The organism is Roseococcus sp. YIM B11640 (genome assembly GCF_049727625.1).
Lineage (GTDB): Bacteria > Pseudomonadota > Alphaproteobacteria > Acetobacterales > Acetobacteraceae > Roseococcus.
The window spans coordinates 1,010,709-1,028,439 of record NZ_JBBJOZ010000001.1 but is presented as its reverse complement, the minus strand read 5'-3'; the positions used below and the strand labels follow the sequence as shown (position 1 = coordinate 1,028,439).

The following is a 17,731-nucleotide window of genomic DNA, read 5'->3' as shown; positions in this document are numbered from 1 at the left end:
ATGGCGCTGATGCTGCACCTGCTGCGCCACGCCCTGCATGACCACCCCCCCGACATGCTGTGCGGGCGGATGGCCGGCGTGCGTCTCGCCGCGGAGGGCGAACGGCAGGCGGCATGCCTCGGGCGCCGCTTTCCGCTGGGCTCCCTCGACGCTCTGTTGACCAGTCCGGTGCGCCGTTGCCGGGACACAGCGGCCGCCCTGGAGCGGGCCTGCGGCCTTCCCGCCATCGTCGATCCTGCCGCGGACGAAGTGGATTTCGGTGACTGGGCGGGACAACGGTTCCCTGCGCTTCAGGCAGATCCCCGCTGGACGGCCTGGAATCTCGACCGCGATCACGCCGCGGCGCCCGGAGGCGAGACGACGCACGCGCTGCGCGCGCGGGTGATCGCGCTCCTCGACGGAATTCTGGGCCTGCATCCGCAGGGCCATGTAGCCGTCATGACCCATGCCGAGATCGTGCGGACCTCGGTGCTGCACATCCTCGGCCTGCCGATGCAGGCCTACGACCGGCTGGAGGTCAGCCCCGCTTCCATCACCACCCTCTCGCTCTGGATGGGTGGCGGACGGCTGCTCGGGCTGAACGACGTGTCGCACATCATGGCGCCGGTGCCGATGAGGGAGATGGAATCCGCATGACGCCCAAGGAATTGATCCGCTCCCGGGCCCAAGCGCTCGGCGAGTGGTTCCACAATATCGACCTGAAGGGCGTGCCCACGGCGCCGAACCATCCGCTCGGCGACCATCCTGGTCAGTTCTGGCGACTTTTCCAGCATGTGCTCCCACAGGACATGAGCGGCTGGAGTGTGCTGGATATCGGCTGCAACGGCGGCTTCTACTCGCTGGAAATGAAGCGACGCGGCGCGGCACGCGTGCTGGGCATCGATCATGACGACGACTACCTCGCACAGGCGCGCTTTGCCGCACGGACGCTGGGACACGATATCGAATTCCGAAACATGGCGGTCTACGACGTGGCGCAGCTCCGCGAGCGCTTCGACCTCGTGATCTTCATGGGCGTGCTCTACCATCTCCGCCATCCGCTGCTCGCGCTGGATCTGATCCACGAGCACGTCGCGACGAAGCTGATGCTGTTCCAGTCCATGCAGCGCGGCTCGACGGAGGTCGCGCCCCTGGCGGCCGACTACCCGTTCGAGAATGCCGCGATCTTCGACCTACCCTCCGCGCCCCGAATGCAGTTCATCGAACACCGCTATGCAGGGGACAACACCAACTGGTGGGTTCCCAACCGGGCGTGCGCCGAGGCCATGCTCCGCAACACGGGTTTCAAGGTCCTGGAGAACCCTCACCCGGAGGTCTATCTCTGCCGACGCACCACACCGGCCGAGGGTGCAGGTGCCGTCTATCCGGCACGGGACGCGCGCGCATGATGCATTCGGCGATGGTGTGGAACGAACCGAACAACAAGTCGCACTGGGATCCTGAGGTCGATCCGGACTGGGTGCTCTTCGCGGAAACGGCAAAGCTCGCGGGCGAGGCCATCCGGGCGGAAGGCTCCAGCGTCACGCGGGTACTGGGCGGGATGTCGCCGATCGATCCGCTCTTCCTGCAGAAAATGGATCAGCGCGGCGTCCTGGCGCAGATGGATGCGGTGGCGGTCCATGGCTTTCCACTCGACTGGAACCTCTGGCAAATCGAGGAATGGCCGGCCAAGGTCGCCGAGATCCGAGCCGTCACCGAGCTCCCGGTCTGGGTCTCGGAGGTCGGGGCCTCATCTTTCGGCTCGGAAGAAGTACAGGCCTGGGCGGTCGGCCGCACGGCTGGTCTGCTGAGGAATGCGTCGCCCAGCATCCACTGGTACAGCCTCTACGATCTGCCGCGCGAATGGGAGGCGACGACCCGCCATCGAGAGGCTGAGGGCTCCTCCTATTACCGTCATTTCCATATGGGGCTGCTGCGACAGGACGGCTCGCCCAAGCCCGCCGTTGAGGCCTTCGCGGAACATGGCCAGGGCCTGGGCATCTGCCAGTGGTTCCATTTCGAGGATCACCGGCTGGCCGATGCTGCAGCCTGGCTGAAGCGGCTCGGTGTGCGGCGGCTGCGCACGGGGATCTCCTGGGCCGACAGCTTCCGCCCCGGCGCTCTCGGGTGGTTCGACCGGCAGATGGCCGCGCTGGAGGAATTCGATGTCACCGTCACGTTTTGCTTCACGCCTGAGCATCGCGGGCTGGCGCCGCATCACACCAGCGCGCCGCAGGTGATCGAGGAATTCGCCGCCTTCTGCGGGAGCATGACGCGCCGTTATGCCGCGTGAGCTGGGCGGGGCGCGCAACACTGGAGCATGACAAACGTTTTCGGAGGAAAGGGCCGTTCTCCGCCAACGCGCACCGGATGAACAGCCAGATCGCGGGGTGGATCGGATGACGCGGGCTCGCCAAGTGGCCGTTCTGGCATCCCTGCTCCTCACGCTCGGGGGCTGCGAGCGCGAGGAGCGCCAGACCCGCACCGATCCTCCCGTGGCGGCCGCGTTGGATGGCGTGGCGGTGATGCCGGTGGGCGTCGGGGGCCGCCCGCCGGAGGTCTATGCGGCGCTCGGCAAGCCCTATCGTACGAACGCCTATCAGCTTTCCCAGGGCAAGCAGCTCTACGAATGGTTCGGCTGCCCCAGCTGCCACCGGGATGGCCAAGGCGGCTCTGGTCCGTCGCTGATCGACGGCTGGTGGGAGTACGGCCCGGACCTTGTCTCGATCTACAGCTCGATCCGCGACGGGCGGCCCCATGGCATGCCCGCCTTCCGCAACCGGCTGACCAACGACCAGATCTGGCAGTTGGCCGGCTACATCCAGGTGCTGGGCGCTTCCAGCGCGGACACGGCAGCACCGGGGCGAAGCGACCGGCCACAAACCCGCCCGGCGGAGAACCGGGCGCCGGCGTCCATAGTGCCGCATTGACGATGGCGATGCGCCGCCGCCCTTACCTAGCCCTGTTCGCCTGCATCCCGTCGGCCGCTTGCAATGGCTGGCAATCGGCGCTCGATGCCCGCGGCAGCGGCGCGCGCGCGCTGGAGGCGTTGTTCTGGCCCGTGACGGCGGGGCTGGCGCTCATCTGGCTGGCCGTGATGGTGATGCTGGCGGCCGCGTTGCTGCGCCGACGGGATGAAGTGCCAACTCAGGCACCGCGGCGCGCCGAAATCGCGGTCTGGGCCGCGACGGTCGGAACCGTTCTGGTGATCAGCGCGCTGACACTGGCCAGCCACCTCACCACCCGGCAGATCTCTCGTGCCGAGGCGGACCCCCTCGTCATCCAGGTGCGTGGCTACCAGTGGTGGTGGCAGGTCACCTATCCCGGCGAGGTCGAGGTCGTCACCGCCAACGAGATTCACGTCCCCATCGGACGGCAGGTGCGCCTGGAGCTGAGCTCGGCAGACGTTATCCATTCCTTCTGGGTGCCGAGCTTGACGGGCAAGCAGGACATGATCCCGGGCCGCGCCAACACGCTGACTTTCACCGCGGAGAGGCCCGCCCTCCTGCGTGGGCAATGCGCGGAGTTCTGCGGGCTGCAGCACGCCCATATGGCCCTGCTGGTGATCGCGGAAACACCGGGTCAGTTCGAATCGTGGCTGGCCGCGCAGCGGCAGGACGCAGCGCCCCCGAGCGAGCCGCTGCTGCGCGAGGGCCAGCGCATCTTCGAACAGCGCCCCTGCGCAGCCTGCCACCGCGTGCGCGGCACGGAAGCTGCCGGCACGATCGGCCCGGACCTCACCCATTTCGCGTCGCGCGGCACCCTCGCTGCAGGCGTGCTGCCGATGACCCGTGGCGCCATCGCCGCCTGGATCGCCGATCCGCAGACCATCAAGCCCGGGAATAACATGCCGCTCGTCCCCCTCGCCCCGGAGGAGCTGCAGGCGGTTTCGGCCTGGCTGGCGAGCCTGCGATGAGCGTTGGGAACCTGCCACGCGGCCTCCGCGACACCGAGCTGGCCGATGACGCCATGGCCCGGGTGCTGGAGCGAACATGGCACACACCGCCAGGCTGGCGCGGCTTCTTCACCACGGTCGATCATAAGATCATCGGCCGGCGCTATATCGTGACGGCTTTCATCTTCCTCCTTCTCGGCGGAATCCTCGGCCTGGCGATGCGCTGGCAGCTCGCACGGCCGGAGGCGCGGGTCCTCGATCCCGATCTCTACAACCAAGTCTTCACCATGCACGGCTCGAACATGATGTTCCTCTTCGCCGTGCCGGTGATGGAGGCGATGGCCGTCTATCTCATCCCGCTGATGGTCGGCACGCGCAACATCGCCTTCCCGCGCCTCAATGCCTTCTCCTACTGGATCTACCTGGCCGGCGGGCTGCTGCTGTGGATCTCCTTCGCCCTGAACATGGCGCCGGATGTCGGCTGGTTCGCCTATGTGCCGCTGGCCGGCCCGCAATACGGCGCCGGGAAACGGGCCGACATCTGGGCGCAGATGATCACCTTCACCGAACTTTCGGCGCTCGCTGTCGCGGTCGAGATCGTGGTGACGGTGCTGAAGCAGCGGGCGCCGGGCATGTCGCTCGACCGCATGCCCCTCTTCGTCTGGACCATGCTGGTGACTGCCTTCGTCATCATCCTGGCGATGCCGGCCATCATGATCGCCAGCAGCACGCTGATCCTGGACCGGCTCGTCGGGACGCATTTCTTCAACCCGGCCGAGGGCGGTGACGTGCTGCTCTGGCAGCACCTCTTCTGGTTCTTCGGCCATCCGGAGGTCTACATCATCTTCCTGCCGGCGGTCGGGATGATCTCAACCATCCTCGCCACCTTCTGCCGCCGCCCAGTATTCGGCTACGCGCCGATGGTCCTCGCCCTGGTCGGCACGGCCCTGCTCGCCTTCGGGCTCTGGGTGCACCACATGTTCACAACCGGCCTGCCGCGCGTGGCGGAGGGATTCTTCACCGCTTCCAGCATGGCCATCGCCATTCCGAGCGGACTGCAGATCTTCTGCTGGCTTGCGACGCTCTGGTACGGCCGGCCGGTCTTCCGAACGCCGCTGCTCTACGTGCTCGCTTTCTTCTTCACCTTCATCATCGGCGGCATGACCGGCGTGATGGTGGCCTCGGTGCCGCTCGACACTCAGTTGCACGACACCTACTTCGTCGTCGCCCATTTCCACTACGTGCTGATCGGCGGTGCCGTCTTCCCGCTGCTGGGCGCCGTGCACTACTGGTTTCCGAAGTTCACGGGGCGCATGCCGAGCGAGCGGCTCGGGCGCTGGACCGTCGCGCTCATCGTCCTCGGCTTCAACCTCACCTTCTTCCCCATGCATATGCTGGGGATGCAGGGCATGACGCGCCGCGTCTACACCTATCAGGCGGAGATGGGCTGGGGCGGGCTGAACCTTTTCATCAGCCTCAGCTCGCTGCTGCTCGCCGCCGGCTTCCTTCTGTTCTTCGCCAACCTCCTGTGGGCCGCCCGGCGCGGCGCGCCAGCGGGCGACAATCCCTGGAATGCGCCGACCCTGGAATGGGCCACCGCCTCGCCGCCGCCGCCCTACAACTTCGCGAAGATTCCCGTAGTCCGCAGCCGGCATCCGCTCTGGGACAACGGCGACGTCCTGCCCGTCGCCGCGGGGTTGCGTGCGGACCGCCGGGAGTTGCTGGTCACCCGCGTGACCGACGCGCGGCCCGAGGCACGGGAATCCTCGCCACGCAACTCCATCTGGCCATTCTGGTCGGCTGTCGCGACCACCATCCTTCTCATCGGTTCCATCTTCACGCCCTGGGCCGTGGTCTGGGGCGCTGTTCCCGTCGCCATCGCCCTCACCCTGTGGTTCTGGCCGAAGGGCGATCCGGAGGACGAATCATGAGACAGCGCGTCGTCCTGGACCTCACGGAGCTGACGCCGAACGCGACCGGCACCGCGAGCCTGACCTGGTGGGGAACGCTCGCCTTCATGCTCATCGAGGGCACGGGCTTCCTGATGATGATCGCCGTGTATCTCTATCTGGCCAGCATCGCTCCGGCATGGCCGCCTGATACACCGCCGCCCGATCCGGCCCCCGGGCTCTGGATCACCGGAATTCTGTTGGTCAGCGTGGTGCCGAATGTCCTGGTCTCCCGCTGGGCCCAGCGCCGCGATCTGAAGCGCGTGCGAGCCGGTCTGGTGGTGATGACGCTGCTGGGCATCGCCGCGCTGCTTCCACGCATCTACGAATTCCCCGCGATGCACGCGATGTGGGACAGCAACGCCTATGGCTCGGCCGTCTGGGTGCTGCTCGGCCTGCACACCACGCATATCCTGACGGACCTGATCGATACCGTCGTGCTCTGCGCCCTGATGTTCACGCGGCATGCCGCCAATCCCCGGCGCTTCGGTGATGTGCAGGATAATGCCCTCTACTGGAACTTCGTCGTCCTGATTTGGCTCCCGATCTGGGCCATCCTCTACGGGGTGCCCCGGCTGTGAGGGCGCGCGCCAACCGCTGGCCCTTTGCCCTTTCCGGCTGGCTGGTCGGCCCGGCCTGCTGGGCCATCGCCACCCAGGCGGGAGAGATTCTGCCCTATGCCGATTGCCGGACGCATGGATCCTGGACCCTGGCTATGCCACTGGCCGGAGCCGCGCTCGCTGCCGGCTCGGCCTGGCTCGCCTGGCGCGCACTGGCGAGCTGCCACGGCGGATTACGCCGGGGCGACACGGCCTTCACCCTCGTCGCCTCGCTCGGTGTCATGCTTGGCGCGCTCCTGGCGGTTGCGATGCTGCTGCAGGCAATCGGCCCGATGGTGCTCACGGGATGCGAAAGTTAGCCGCCCGCTTGGCCGTGGCTGTCGCAGCGGCGATGCCGGCCACGGCCCGCGCCCATGGAGAGGATCCGCACGGCTTGCCGTGGACTTTCGACCCTTGGGTGATGACACCGTTGCTGGTCGCGCTGCTGCTCTACGGGGCCGGCATCGGGGCGTTGTGGCGGCATGCGGGCGCGGGCCGGGGCATCGGGTTTCGGCAAAGTGCTGCCTATCTCACCGGTTGGCTCGTGCTCGCGGGCGCGCTGACCTCGCCGCTGCATGCGCTCGGCGAGCGGCTCTTCACGGCGCATATGATCGAGCACGAGCTCGCCATGGCCGTCGCCGCGCCTCTGCTCGTGCTGGGCCGCCCGATGGCGGCCGGGCTCTGGGCTTTCCCTGGCCTGATGCGACGACGCTTGACACGCATCGCCCGAGCGCGGCCGCTACGCGCCGCCTGGCATGCGCTGACGCTTCCCCCCGTCGCCACGCTGCTGCACGGCCTCGCCATCTGGGCCTGGCATGTCCCGCCCCTCTTCGACGCCACGGTGGCCGACATCGGCCTGCATCGCCTGCAGCACCTCAGCTTCGTGCTCACGGCGCTGCTGTTCTGGTGGGCGCTGCTGCGGCGCAGCCACCCGCTCGGCGCCGCCATGCACCTCGCCGTCACCATGATCCATACCGGCATCCTCGGCGCACTGCTGACCTTCGCGCCACGCGTGCTCTATGCACGGCAGACCTTCGACGCCGTGCGATGGGGCCTGACGCCTCTGGAGGACCAGCAACTGGCCGGCGCGGTGATGTGGGCACCGGGCGGGCTGATTTACGCGGGCGCGGCGCTGGGCTTCATCGCGCTGCACCTCGCGCGCCAGGGCCGGCAGCCCGGCGATCTCAGCGCGGTGAGCACTCCATGACGCGCTGGCGCATCATCCTCACAGCCACCGTCGTCCTGATCATGGGCGCCGGGGCCATCTGGCTGTCGCGGGATTCCCGGGACGAGCGGGTCGCGCGCGCGCTGACCGGCGGCGACCCGGAGCGCGCACCGGCGCTGCTGACCCGCTATGGCTGCGGGGGCTGCCACACCATCCCCGGCGTGCCGGGCGCCGACGGACGGGTCGGCCCGCCGCTCGGCGGGCTGAAAGGGCGGGTCTATATCGCCGGCGTGTTACCGAACACGACGGAGAACCTGCTGCAATGGCTCCGGGATCCTCCGGCGCATGCGCCGGGAACCGCCATGCCGCCGACCGGGATCAACGAGGCCGAGGCACGCGATGTCGCAGCCTGGCTCTACGCGCATTAGCTAGGGGGCCGGCGTCGGACGGCGCGGCAACGAGAGGATATAGGCCGCGATCGCCTCCCGATCGCTCGGCGACAGGCCCGAGGTGTTTGCCACGACATCTGCCATGCTCGAACCAACGCGGCGCCCATCCGGCCGCCGGCCCGTCGTCAGCAGGGTCACCATGTCCGATGGCTGCCAGTCACCGATCCGCTCGGGCGTGATGTTCGGCACAAAGCCTGTCCCTTCCATGTCCGGCCCGCCAGCATAGCGTGTCGCCGGCCGGATCGCGCCGAGCAGGTTTCGCGACGAGTGGCATTCCACGCAGTGGGCGAGCGCCTCGACAAGATACTGGCCGCGATTCCAGGCGGCACCGCGCGCGGGTTCCGGCGTGAGCGGCCGCCGGTCTAAGAAGAACAGCTTCCAGAAGCCGATGCTGCGCCGGATGTTCAGGGGAAAGGGTAGCTCGTGCGGCGGCGGCCGGCCCTGTACCGGCTCCAGCGTGCGGAGATAGGCCATGAGGTCCGCGACGTCCTCCACCGTCATCCGGGCATAGGCGACATAAGGAAGCGCGGGAAAGTAGTGCCGCCCATCGGGAGACACGCCCGACATCAGGGCATTGGCGAGATCGACGCCGCGCCAGCGCCCGATCCCGTTCGCCGGGTCCGGCGAGATGTTGGGTGGACGGAAGGTCCCAAGCGGGGCAGACAGCGCCATGCCGCCACCCAGCCGCAGCCGATCGTCCTGGCCAGGCGTGGCGTGGCACGAGGCACACTCACCGGCCAGAAAGACCACACGCCCACGCGCCGCGTCGCCGCCTTCGAAGCGGCCCGCATCGGCCTCGCCGAAGGCGGGTCGCGGCGCCGACACGAACCAAGCGCCTGCCGCCAGAGCTACGGTAGCCACCAGGCCCAGCAGCGGCCAGCGGGGACGCATCAGGCCTGCCGGACGATCCGCACCGGAATGGACTTCGCGGCGGGAACATGACTTTCCTTGGCATGATGCCAGAGCGGCAGCAGCGGATTGCACTCCGGGTAGTATCCCGCGACAGCGCCTTCCGGCAGCTCGAAGGTCACCACCTGCAGGTCCCGCACCTCGCGGTGTACCCCGTCCTGCACGGCGGATACCAAGGTGACACGCTGCTGCGGCTGGAGATTCAGCCGGCGCATGTCCGCCTCGTTCATCATGACGATGTTGCGACTGCCGTGAATGCCGCGGAAGCGGTCATCGTACCCGTAGACGGTGGTGTTGAACTGGTCGTTGCTGCGTACCGTGATCAGCTCCAGCACGTCCTGGTTGCTGATTCGCTCATCGGGATCGGCGTCCAGACAGTCCGGCACCAGGAAATTCGCACGGCCGGTTTCGGTGCGCCATTCGCGTTCGCGCGCGGGGTTGGGCCGAGGGAAGCCGCCCGGCTCCCACATGCGCCTGCCGTACTCGGCGTACCATTCGGGGTGGGTCTCGGCGATCGACTGGCGGATCAACTCGTAGTCGCCCACCCATGCATCCCAATCGAGCTTGGGGTTGGGCGGCAGCGTGGCCTTGGCGATGCCGGCGATGATGGCAGGCTCCGATCGCAGATGCGGACTGGCCGGCTCGCGCAGGCCACGTGACGCGTGGATGAAGGACGTGCTGTCCTCCATCGAGACGGTCTGCGGCCCGGTGGCCTGCCGGTCGATCTCGATGCGGCTGAGGCAGGGAAGCAGATAGGCGATCTCCCCATGAACCAGATGGCTGCGGTTGAGTTTGGTGGTGACCATCACCGTCATGCGCAGCCGCCGCCAAGCCGCCTCCAGCAGCGCACGCTCGGGTAGCGAGCGGATCAGATTTCCGCCCAGCTGGACGACCGCGCGTATCTCGCCGGAAATGACCTTACCTGCGGCCTCGACGGAATCGACGCCCTTCCTTCGTGGAGGCTCGAATCCGAACATCTCGCCCAGCTTGTCCAGCGGCGCGAGTTCCGGCTTCTCCGTGATCCAGACCGCGCGCTGACCCTGCACGTTGGAATGGCCGCGCACGGGACAGATGCCCGCGCCCCCGCGCCCGATATTGCCGCGCAGAAGCAGCAGAGCGACCAGCATCTGCACGGTTTCCACGCCCATGCGATGCTGCGTGAGGCCCATGCCGTAGATGCCCAGTGTGTTCTTGGCGGCGGCATACTGCCGCGCCACGCCTTCCAGCGCACTGCGGCTGAGACCGGATCTCCGTTCGATCGAGGCCCAGTCGTGCCGGCGCACGCCTCGCGCGAAAGCCTCGAAGCCGTGAGTGTGCGCGTCGATAAAGGCGTGGTCGATCGGTGGACCCTCGCCCTTCGCGCGCGCCTCCTCGTCCCAGTCCAGGAGGAAGCGGCAGATGCCGACCATGGCCGCCATGTCGCCGCCAGGCCGGAGCCGGTGATCTTCCGAGAGAATCCGCTTCGAACCGGTCGCGACCATTTGCAGCGGATTCTGAGGGTTGATGAACCGCTCGAGCCCGCGTTCGCGCAACGGATTGAAGTTGATGATGGGCACTCCGCGCCGCGCTGCCTCGTCGAGCTGGTGCAACATGCGTGGACTGTTGGACGCGGTATTCTGGCCAAAGATCAGGATGCAGTCGGTCTTGTCGAAATCATCCAGCGTCACGGTGCCCACCGGCACCCCTATCGACTTCGGCAGCGCAACCGATGTGCTCTCGTGGCACATGTTGGAGCTGTCGGGGAGGTTGTTGGTGCCGTAAAGCCGCACGAAAAGCTGGTACATGTAGGCGGCCTCGTTCGAGGCGCGGCCCGATGCGTAGAAGACGACGGAATCCGGGGCCATCGCGCGCAGTTCCTCGCCGATATGCCGGAAGGCCTCGTCCCAGGCGACCGGCTCGTACCGGTCGGTCTGCGGGTTCCAGCGCATCGGCTCGGTCAGACGCCCGGCCTGCTCCAGCTCGTGATCGGACAGCGCTTCTAGCTCCGCCACCGTTCGGCGCGCGAGGAACTCCGGATCGATCCTCTCGCTGGTGAGATCCCAGGCGGTTGCCTTTGCGCCGTTCTCGCAGAACTCGAAAGCATGGGGCGGGTGCGGCTTCGCCCAGGCGCAGGACACGCACATGAAACCTCCGTGCTTGTTCTGCTTCCTCAAAGCCAGGGTGGTGCTGGGGGCGTGGCCTTCGCGCTTCAGGATGTGGCCGAGTGCACTGACCGATCCCCATCCACCGGAAGGCCCGCGGTAATCCTTGTGGACGACCTCATCCGACATGCTCGCCTCGATGAATCAGTACGGCTTGAAAGCCAGAGCCAATGGAGGACGGCGGCTGCGACGAATTCTATCCGTCACGACCGCGTCTAGGCTGCCTTCCGATTTACCCGAGCTTCCGCGATGCCGGTCAGCTTGGCATCCGCCAACTTCTCCTCCTCCAGGTTCTGCTCGAGCACGCCGGCACAATCGGCGCGGCCCAGCTGCTTCGCGAAGGCAACGAGCGTGCCGTATCGGGTGATCTCATAATGCTCCACCGCTTGCGCGGCGGAGAGCATCGCGGCGTCGCGCACCTCGGCGTCGTCGCAATCGCCCATAATGTCTTCGGCCTCCGCCAGTATCCCGTCGATGGCCGGGCAGTTCGCGCCCTTTACCGGCTGGCCGTGCATCGCGAAGACCTGCTCGACCCGGGCGACATGTCCTTCGGTTTCCAGCAAATGGGCGCGGAGCGCCTCGCGAAGCGAGGGGTCGGATGCCTTGCCGATCATCGTCGGCAGGTTCTTCACGATCTGGTTCTCGACATAATAGATGTCTTGGAGAGTGTGGACGAAGAGATCGTCCAGCGTGCGGATCGGGTTGGAGAACAGGCCCATCTGTCGCGTCCTTCATCTGGGAGGCAGCGCCGGCCCCGCCGGTCAGGCGGGTTCGGCCCCGGATGAACAACGCCAGGCGCGAAATAGTTTCGCAAAACTCCAATACAATAGAAATACCCAAACCTATCCAATCGTAGATAGACACTAACTCAATAACATTTGTTGATGTAAAAGCCGCGAATAGCAGCGAAACCTCCAGCCGCCGGGCATGTTGTTCAAGCGCCGGCCCGAAGGGGACGGCTCTCACCGCCCAGCCGCCGCGACGGAGGACCGCCTCTGCCGCTCCCTCCTATTCGGACGAGACGCGCATGAAGGCCCTCACCTGGCACGGAAAAAGCGATATCCGCTGCGAGACCGTTCCGGACCCCCAGATCGAGCATCCCCGCGACGCCATCATCAAGGTGACGGCCTGCGCCATTTGTGGATCGGATCTGCACATCTTCGACGGTCTCATGCCCGGCATGAAAGCCGGCGACGTCATGGGCCATGAGACCATGGGCGAAGTCGTGGAGGTCGGGTCGGAGAACAAGGCCCTGAAGGTGGGCGATCGCGTGGTGGTCCCCTTCACCATCTCCTGCGGAGAATGCTTCTTCTGCCAGCGCGGCTTTTACTCGGGCTGCGAGCGGTCGAATCCCAATGCCAGGACGGCTGCCAAGCTATGGGGGCACTCGCCCGCGGGTCTGTTCGGCTACACGCATCTCCTCGGCGGCTTTCCCGGGGGCCAGGCGGAATATCTCCGCGTGCCCTATGCGGATGTCGGGCCGATCAAGGTGCCGAGCCACCTGACGGACGAACAGGTGCTCTTCCTCTCCGACATCTTCCCGACCGGCTACATGGGCGCCGAGTTCTGCAACATCCAGCCGGGCGACACGATCGCGATCTGGGGCTGCGGCCCCGTCGGTCAAATGGCGATCCGGAGCGCCTTACTGCTCGGCGCCGGGCGCGTCATCGCCATCGACACGGTTCCCGAGCGGCTAGCGATGGCGCGCGAAGCGGGCGCGGACACGCTCGACTTCCTGGACGAGGACATCTACGACAAGATTCAGGAGATGACGAACGGCCGCGGCGCCGATGCCTGCATCGACGCCGTGGGCACCGAGCCGGAGACGCGCTCGGGCTTCGATGCGATGTGGGACCGCGTGAAGGTCGCGACCTTCATGGGGACCGATCGGCCGCACGTGCTGCGCCAGGCTATCCATTGCTGCCGCAACTTCGGCACGGTCTCGCTCATCGGGGTCTATGGCGGCTTCCTCGACAAGATCCCCATGGGCTCTGCCATCAACCGCGGACTGACGTTCCGTATGGCCCAGACGCCGGTCCAGCGATACCTGCCGACGCTGCTGGATCGCATCGAGAAGGGCGAGATCGATCCCTCTTTCGTCATCACGCACCGCGCGACGCTTGAGGACGGGCCGGAGCTCTACAAGACCTTCCGCGACAAGAAGGACGGCTGCGTGAAGGTAGTCCTGAAGCCTTGATGGGAAGCCAGCACATGAACGAGACGCGCGAACTGGCCGTCGTCACCGGCGCCTCCACCGGAATCGGCCACGAACTGGCCCTCTGCTGCGCCAGACACGGCTACGATCTCGTGGTGGCGGCGGACGGCCCGGATATCCATGCCGCGGCAGACCGCTTCCGCGCGATCGGCGTGCAGGTCGAGGCGGTGCAGGCGGACCTGTCGACGCTACATGGCGTGGACGAGCTTTATGAGGCGATCGGCGGGCGCCCGGTCGGTGCGCTGCTCGCCAATGCGGGCCGGGGCCTCGGCGATGGCTTCCTGGATCAGGATTTTACAGAGGTTCGGCAGGTCATCGACACCAACATCACCGGCACGATCTACCTCGTTCAGAAGATCGGCCGGGACATGGTGCTGGCACGGGGCGGCCGCATTCTCATCACCGGGTCCATCGCCGGCTACATGCCCGGCAGCTTCCAGGCGGTCTACAATGGGACCAAGGCGTTCATCGACAGCTTCAGCTTCGCGCTCCGCAATGAGCTGAAGGACAGTGGCGTCACCGTCACCTGCCTTATGCCAGGGCCGACCGAGACGGAGTTCTTCAAGCGCGCGGGCCTCGAGGACACGAAGGTGGGCCAGGCGGAGAAGGATGATCCGGCGCAGGTGGCGCAAACCGGCTTCGACGCCATGCTGCGCGGCGATGGAGACGTGGTGAGCGGCTGGAAGAACAAGCTGCAGACCATGATGGCGTCGGTCACGCCGTCGGGCGTGCTCGCGGAGATGCATCGCGCCCAGGCGGAACCAGGTTCCGGCAAGAATTAGCGCGATGGCGGCCGTGGGCGACGATCTGCGTTACGGGGAGCTCGGCCCCTCCTGCCGGCATCTCTGCGTCGACATGCAACGGCTCTTCGCCGAGGACACGGAATGGCGGACGCCATGGATGCAACGCGTCCTGCCGCGAGTCCAGGAGGTCGTGTCCCATAAGCCGGAGCGCACCGTCTTCACGCGTTTCATGCCTGCCCAACACGCCGGCGAAGGCGACGGGACCTGGCGGCGCTATTGGCAACGCTGGTCGTCCATGACGATCGCCGAGCTGGGCGATGAGATGGTTGAACTGATCCCGGAGCTCGCGTCCTTCGTTCCGCCTGCCGACATTCTCGACAAGCGAGCCTACTCCCCCTGGTATCAGACGGACCTCCACGACCGGCTGCGGCACCGGGCGGTGGACACCCTGGTCGTCACGGGCGGCGAGACGGATGTTTGCGTACTCGCCACCGTCCTCGGTGCCGTGGACCGCGGCTACCGGGTGGTGATCGCAACCGATGCCCTCTGCAGCTCGTCGGACGAGGCGCATGACGCGTCCCTTGAGCTCTACGCCAGGCGCTACAGCCTGCAGGTGGAGACCGTGACCGTGGCGACCATCGTCCGGAACTGGCGGTAACCCAGCCGCGCCTTTTCCTTCCTCTGGCCACGGGTCCCGACGGGGCGTCGCGGCCATCTTGGAGCAGCCCCATGCCCAACGCAGCGGATATCCTGATCGACACCCTCATCGAGTGGAAAGTCGAAGTCGTTTTCGGCCTGCCGGGAGACGGCATCAACGGCATCATGGAGGCGCTGCGAACGCGGCAGGACCGCATCCGCTTCATCCAGGTCCGGCATGAGGAATCCGCCGCCTTCATGGCCTGCGCCTATGCCAAGTGGACAGGCCGCCTGGGCGTGTGCCTCGCCACCTCCGGCCCGGGCGGCACGCATCTGCTCACAGGGCTTTATGACGCGAAGCTGGACCAGGCGCCGGTGCTCGCCATCACGGGCATGCAGTATCACGACCTGATCGAGACCTTCACCCAGCAGGATGTGGACCTCACCCGCGTCTTCGCCGACGTCGCGATATTCAACGCCCAGGTCGCCGATGCGGCGCATATGGAGAACATGGCCGGGCTCGCCTGCCGCTCGGCACTGTCAAAGCGCGGCGTCGCGCATCTTTCCATTGCCAGCGACGTGCAGGAGCAGGATCTCGGCGCGGCGGAGCGCTCCAAGCGCAACAAGCCTGGCCACGTACCCAACCGCTGGTTCGAGGGCCGCCGCCTGCCCCGCGAGGAGGAGCTCGCAAAGGCCGCGGAGATCCTCAATTCGGCACAGCGTGTGGCGATCCTCGCCGGCCGCGGCGCGCTCGGCGCACAGGCGGAGCTGGAACGCACCGCTGATCTGCTCGCCGCGCCGGTCGCGAAAGCGCTGCTGGGCAAGGCAGTGCTGCCGGACGACCATCCGCACAGCACGGGCGGCATCGGCATTCTCGGCACCCGGCCATCGCAGGAGGCGATGGAGCAGTGCGACGCGCTGCTCGTGGTCGGCTCAACCTTTCCCTACATTGAGTACTACCCGAAGCCCGGCCAGGCGCGCGGCGTGCAGATCGACCGCGATGGTCAGCGCATAGGCCTGCGCACGCCCGTTGAGGTCGGTCTCGTCGGTGACTCCGGGGAGACCTTGCGCCTGCTGAACGAGCGGCTCACGCGCAAGGCGGACCGCAGCTTCCTCGATCAGGCGCAGGCCGGCATGACGCGCTGGCGCGAGATGATGAGGGCGTCGGAGGATACCTCCGACGGCCCCCTGAAGCCCCAACTCGCCACCCGGGCCTTCGGCCGGCGTATGCCGAACGATGCCGTGCTCGTCGCCGATTCCGGCCAGAACACGGAGATGGCGGCGCGCCACATCGATGTGGGCGAGGGCAACGCCTTCAGCGTCTCCGGCACGCTGGCTTCGATGGCATGCGGGGTGCCCTACGCGATTGCGGCCGGGATCGCCTTTCCTGGACGGCCGGTATGGGCCGTGGTGGGCGATGGCGGTCTCGCGATGCAACTCGGCGAGTTCTCTACCGCCGTACGCTATGGCATCCCGCTGAAGCTGCTGGTGCTGAAGAACAACATGCTGAACCAGATCGCGTGGGAACAGATGATGTTCCTGGGCAACCCGCAATTTGGTTGCGAACTGCAGCCGATCGACTTCGCGAAGGCCGCCGAAGCAATGGGCGGGAGAGGCTTCCGCGTTTCCTCGGCCTCGGACATCGAGGCTGTGCTCGACGAGGCCATCGGCGTGGAAGGCCCGGTGATCATCGAAGCGACCGTCGACGCCTACGAACCCATGATGCCTCCGAAGATGCCGCCCGATTACGCGAAGAACTTCGCCAAGGCTCTCCCGGAGACGCCGAATCATGAGCGGATCGAGGAGAACGTCAGCGAGGAACCCGCCCGCAGCATGATGCGGCCGTGAGCTCACGCAGAGTCGCCGATATGAGCCCTAGCTGCGCTCACAAATGATGGAGTCAAATCTCCCTAACCTGGGGACTTTCTGGGCGTTCTGGAACAAACGGTCAGGAACACCCAGGACATGAAGCTCGTTGTCTTCGGCCTGACCGTCACCTCCTCCTGGGGCAATGGTCACGCCACTCTCTGGCGCTCGCTCATTCGCGGCCTGGCACGGCGCGGACATCGCGTCACTTTCTTCGAACGCGATGTCTCCTGGTATGCGGGTGCGCGCGACCTCGCCGGGATTCCAGGGCTCGATACCGTCCTCTACCCCGATTGGGAGAGCGTCCGCACGCGTGCCGCATGCGAGGTCGCGGAGGCCGACGTGGCGATGGTCACCTCCTATTGCCCGGACGGCGTCGCGGCTTCCGACCTGGTTCTCGGCGGCCAGGCCAGGCGGGTCTTCTACGATCTCGACACACCCGTGACCCTGGCCGCGCTGGCCGCCGGCGAGCGGCCAGCCTACTTGCCGCGCCATGGGCTTTCCGGCTTCGACCTCGTGCTCAGCTTCACTGGCGGCACGGTGCTCGACCGGTTGCGGCTGGAGCTCGGCGCGCGGCGCGTACTGCCGCTTTATGGCAGCGTCGATCCGCAGAGCCACCATCCCGTATCGCCGGTCGAGGAGTACCGAGGGGACTTGTCCTACCTCGGCACCTATGCCGCGGACCGCCAGCCCGCCCTGCAAGCGCTGTTCGTCGATGCGGCACGGCAAATGCCGCAGCGCCGCTTCGTTATCGGCGGAGCGCAATACCCGGCCGACTTCCCCTGGACCGAGAACATGCACTTCGTGCGCCACATGCCTCCGCCTCTGCACCCGGCCTTCTTCTCCTCGTCGCGTCTCACACTGAACGTCACGCGGCGCGCCATGGCAGAGGCGGGCTGGTGCCCCTCCGGGCGGCTGTTCGAAGCCGCCGCTTGCGGCACGGCCGTGCTGAGCGACGCGTGGCCCGGCCTTTCGGACTTCTACACGCCGGGCCAAGAGATCCTGATCGCCCACGACACTGCCGATGCAGTCGCGGCGATCAAGGGGGACGACGCGGAGCTGCGGCGGATTGCGGAGCGCGCCCGGCAGCGCACGCTCGATGAACACAGCGGCGATCGCCGCGTCCGGGAACTGGAGGCGGCGATCGACAGCATCGCCACCGCCCCTGTTGCAACGGAGGCCTGA

At 66.8% G+C, this 17,731-nt stretch carries 18 protein-coding genes; 15 read left to right on the top strand and 3 right to left on the bottom strand.

Annotated features, from left to right (window positions below):
- The 10 genes from WJM96_RS05235 to WJM96_RS05190 all read left to right on the top strand — a co-directional run bounded on the left by WJM96_RS05235 (position 1) and on the right by WJM96_RS05190 (position 8,015).
- A complete protein-coding gene (locus WJM96_RS05235; RefSeq protein ID WP_424811373.1) occupies positions 1-636 on the top strand; it encodes a histidine phosphatase family protein in 636 nt (211 codons plus the stop codon).
- Positions 633-1,388 carry a TIGR04290 family methyltransferase gene (locus WJM96_RS05230; RefSeq protein WP_424811372.1) on the top strand — a complete coding sequence of 252 codons (756 nt, stop codon included), beginning with the start codon at positions 633-635 and terminating at the stop codon, positions 1,386-1,388. The genes WJM96_RS05235 and WJM96_RS05230 overlap by 4 nt, the downstream gene beginning before the upstream one ends.
- Entirely contained in the window at positions 1,385-2,272 is an 888-nt protein-coding gene (locus WJM96_RS05225) for a beta-xylosidase (RefSeq protein ID WP_424811371.1), read from the top strand. The genes WJM96_RS05230 and WJM96_RS05225 overlap by 4 nt, the downstream gene beginning before the upstream one ends.
- A 124-nt stretch (positions 2,273-2,396) precedes the next feature.
- Positions 2,397-2,909, top strand: a complete 513-nt coding sequence (locus tag WJM96_RS05220; protein WP_424811370.1) for a c-type cytochrome — start codon at positions 2,397-2,399, stop codon at positions 2,907-2,909.
- A gap of 8 nt (positions 2,910-2,917) precedes the next feature.
- A complete protein-coding gene (gene coxB, locus WJM96_RS05215) occupies positions 2,918-3,895 on the top strand; it encodes a cytochrome c oxidase subunit II (protein ID WP_424811369.1) in 978 nt (325 codons plus the stop codon).
- Positions 3,892-5,805 (top strand): cytochrome c oxidase subunit I, encoded by a 1,914-nt coding sequence (ctaD, locus tag WJM96_RS05210; RefSeq protein ID WP_424811368.1) that lies wholly within the window; start codon positions 3,892-3,894, stop codon positions 5,803-5,805. Before coxB ends, ctaD begins: the two co-directional genes overlap by 4 nt.
- Positions 5,802-6,404 (top strand): cytochrome c oxidase subunit 3, encoded by a 603-nt coding sequence (locus WJM96_RS05205; protein ID WP_424811367.1) that lies wholly within the window; start codon positions 5,802-5,804, stop codon positions 6,402-6,404. The genes ctaD and WJM96_RS05205 overlap by 4 nt, the downstream gene beginning before the upstream one ends.
- Complete coding sequence (locus WJM96_RS05200; protein WP_424811366.1) at positions 6,401-6,742, top strand: hypothetical protein; 342 nt, start codon at positions 6,401-6,403, stop codon at positions 6,740-6,742. Before WJM96_RS05205 ends, WJM96_RS05200 begins: the two co-directional genes overlap by 4 nt.
- A 101-nt stretch (positions 6,743-6,843) precedes the next feature.
- The gene (locus WJM96_RS05195; RefSeq protein ID WP_424811365.1) at positions 6,844-7,629 is read left to right on the top strand and encodes a cytochrome c oxidase assembly protein; all 786 of its coding nucleotides are present in this window, start codon (positions 6,844-6,846) and stop codon (positions 7,627-7,629) included.
- Positions 7,626-8,015 (top strand): c-type cytochrome, encoded by a 390-nt coding sequence (locus tag WJM96_RS05190; protein ID WP_424811364.1) that lies wholly within the window; start codon positions 7,626-7,628, stop codon positions 8,013-8,015. Before WJM96_RS05195 ends, WJM96_RS05190 begins: the two co-directional genes overlap by 4 nt.
- Here WJM96_RS05190 and WJM96_RS05185 read toward each other — a convergent pair whose 3' ends face one another.
- The 3 genes from WJM96_RS05185 to WJM96_RS05175 form a co-directional block, all read right to left on the bottom strand.
- Positions 8,016-8,927: a c-type cytochrome gene (locus WJM96_RS05185; RefSeq protein ID WP_424811363.1), complete on the bottom strand. Its 912-nt coding sequence runs from the start codon at positions 8,925-8,927 to the stop codon at positions 8,016-8,018.
- On the bottom strand, positions 8,927-11,215 hold the full coding sequence (locus WJM96_RS05180) for an FdhF/YdeP family oxidoreductase (RefSeq protein WP_424811362.1): 2,289 nt from the start codon (positions 11,213-11,215) through the stop codon (positions 8,927-8,929). The genes WJM96_RS05185 and WJM96_RS05180 overlap by 1 nt, the downstream gene beginning before the upstream one ends.
- Positions 11,216-11,301: 86 nt before the next feature.
- Entirely contained in the window at positions 11,302-11,805 is a 504-nt protein-coding gene (locus WJM96_RS05175) for a ferritin-like domain-containing protein (protein WP_424811361.1), read from the bottom strand.
- Between the two features lie 308 nt (positions 11,806-12,113).
- Here WJM96_RS05175 and WJM96_RS05170 point away from each other — a divergent pair, with 308 nt between their 5' ends.
- From WJM96_RS05170 to WJM96_RS05150, 5 genes are all read left to right on the top strand, one after another.
- Entirely contained in the window at positions 12,114-13,283 is a 1,170-nt protein-coding gene (locus WJM96_RS05170; protein ID WP_424811360.1) for a zinc-dependent alcohol dehydrogenase, read from the top strand.
- A 14-nt stretch (positions 13,284-13,297) separates the two neighbouring features.
- Positions 13,298-14,083 (top strand): SDR family NAD(P)-dependent oxidoreductase, encoded by a 786-nt coding sequence (locus WJM96_RS05165; RefSeq protein WP_424811359.1) that lies wholly within the window; start codon positions 13,298-13,300, stop codon positions 14,081-14,083.
- 4 nt (positions 14,084-14,087) lie between these two features.
- Positions 14,088-14,702, top strand: coding sequence for a cysteine hydrolase family protein (locus tag WJM96_RS05160; protein ID WP_424811358.1), 615 nt, complete (start codon positions 14,088-14,090; stop codon positions 14,700-14,702).
- Between the two features lie 71 nt (positions 14,703-14,773).
- Positions 14,774-16,528 (top strand): thiamine pyrophosphate-dependent enzyme, encoded by a 1,755-nt coding sequence (locus WJM96_RS05155; RefSeq protein WP_424811357.1) that lies wholly within the window; start codon positions 14,774-14,776, stop codon positions 16,526-16,528.
- A 117-nt stretch (positions 16,529-16,645) separates the two neighbouring features.
- Positions 16,646-17,731 (top strand): CgeB family protein, encoded by a 1,086-nt coding sequence (locus WJM96_RS05150; protein WP_424811356.1) that lies wholly within the window; start codon positions 16,646-16,648, stop codon positions 17,729-17,731.

Excerpts from the sequence above, each read along its gene's own strand:
- WJM96_RS05235 (WP_424811373.1), top strand. The coding sequence starts at position 1 with ATGGCGCTGATGCTGCACCTGCTGCGCCACGCCCTGCATGACCACCCC.
- WJM96_RS05230 (WP_424811372.1), top strand. The coding sequence starts at position 633 with ATGACGCCCAAGGAATTGATCCGCTCCCGGGCCCAAGCGCTCGGCGAG.
- WJM96_RS05225 (WP_424811371.1), top strand. The coding sequence starts at position 1,385 with ATGATGCATTCGGCGATGGTGTGGAACGAACCGAACAACAAGTCGCAC.
- coxB (WP_424811369.1), top strand. The coding sequence starts at position 2,918 with ATGCGCCGCCGCCCTTACCTAGCCCTGTTCGCCTGCATCCCGTCGGCC.
- ctaD (WP_424811368.1), top strand. The coding sequence starts at position 3,892 with ATGAGCGTTGGGAACCTGCCACGCGGCCTCCGCGACACCGAGCTGGCC.
- WJM96_RS05205 (WP_424811367.1), top strand. The coding sequence starts at position 5,802 with ATGAGACAGCGCGTCGTCCTGGACCTCACGGAGCTGACGCCGAACGCG.
- WJM96_RS05195 (WP_424811365.1), top strand. The coding sequence starts at position 6,844 with ATGACACCGTTGCTGGTCGCGCTGCTGCTCTACGGGGCCGGCATCGGG.
- WJM96_RS05190 (WP_424811364.1), top strand. The coding sequence starts at position 7,626 with ATGACGCGCTGGCGCATCATCCTCACAGCCACCGTCGTCCTGATCATG.
- WJM96_RS05185 (WP_424811363.1), bottom strand. The coding sequence starts at position 8,927 with ATGCGTCCCCGCTGGCCGCTGCTGGGCCTGGTGGCTACCGTAGCTCTG.
- WJM96_RS05180 (WP_424811362.1), bottom strand. The coding sequence starts at position 11,215 with ATGTCGGATGAGGTCGTCCACAAGGATTACCGCGGGCCTTCCGGTGGA.
- WJM96_RS05175 (WP_424811361.1), bottom strand. The coding sequence starts at position 11,805 with ATGGGCCTGTTCTCCAACCCGATCCGCACGCTGGACGATCTCTTCGTC.
- WJM96_RS05170 (WP_424811360.1), top strand. The coding sequence starts at position 12,114 with ATGAAGGCCCTCACCTGGCACGGAAAAAGCGATATCCGCTGCGAGACC.
- WJM96_RS05165 (WP_424811359.1), top strand. The coding sequence starts at position 13,298 with ATGAACGAGACGCGCGAACTGGCCGTCGTCACCGGCGCCTCCACCGGA.
- WJM96_RS05160 (WP_424811358.1), top strand. The coding sequence starts at position 14,088 with ATGGCGGCCGTGGGCGACGATCTGCGTTACGGGGAGCTCGGCCCCTCC.
- WJM96_RS05155 (WP_424811357.1), top strand. The coding sequence starts at position 14,774 with ATGCCCAACGCAGCGGATATCCTGATCGACACCCTCATCGAGTGGAAA.
- WJM96_RS05150 (WP_424811356.1), top strand. The coding sequence starts at position 16,646 with ATGAAGCTCGTTGTCTTCGGCCTGACCGTCACCTCCTCCTGGGGCAAT.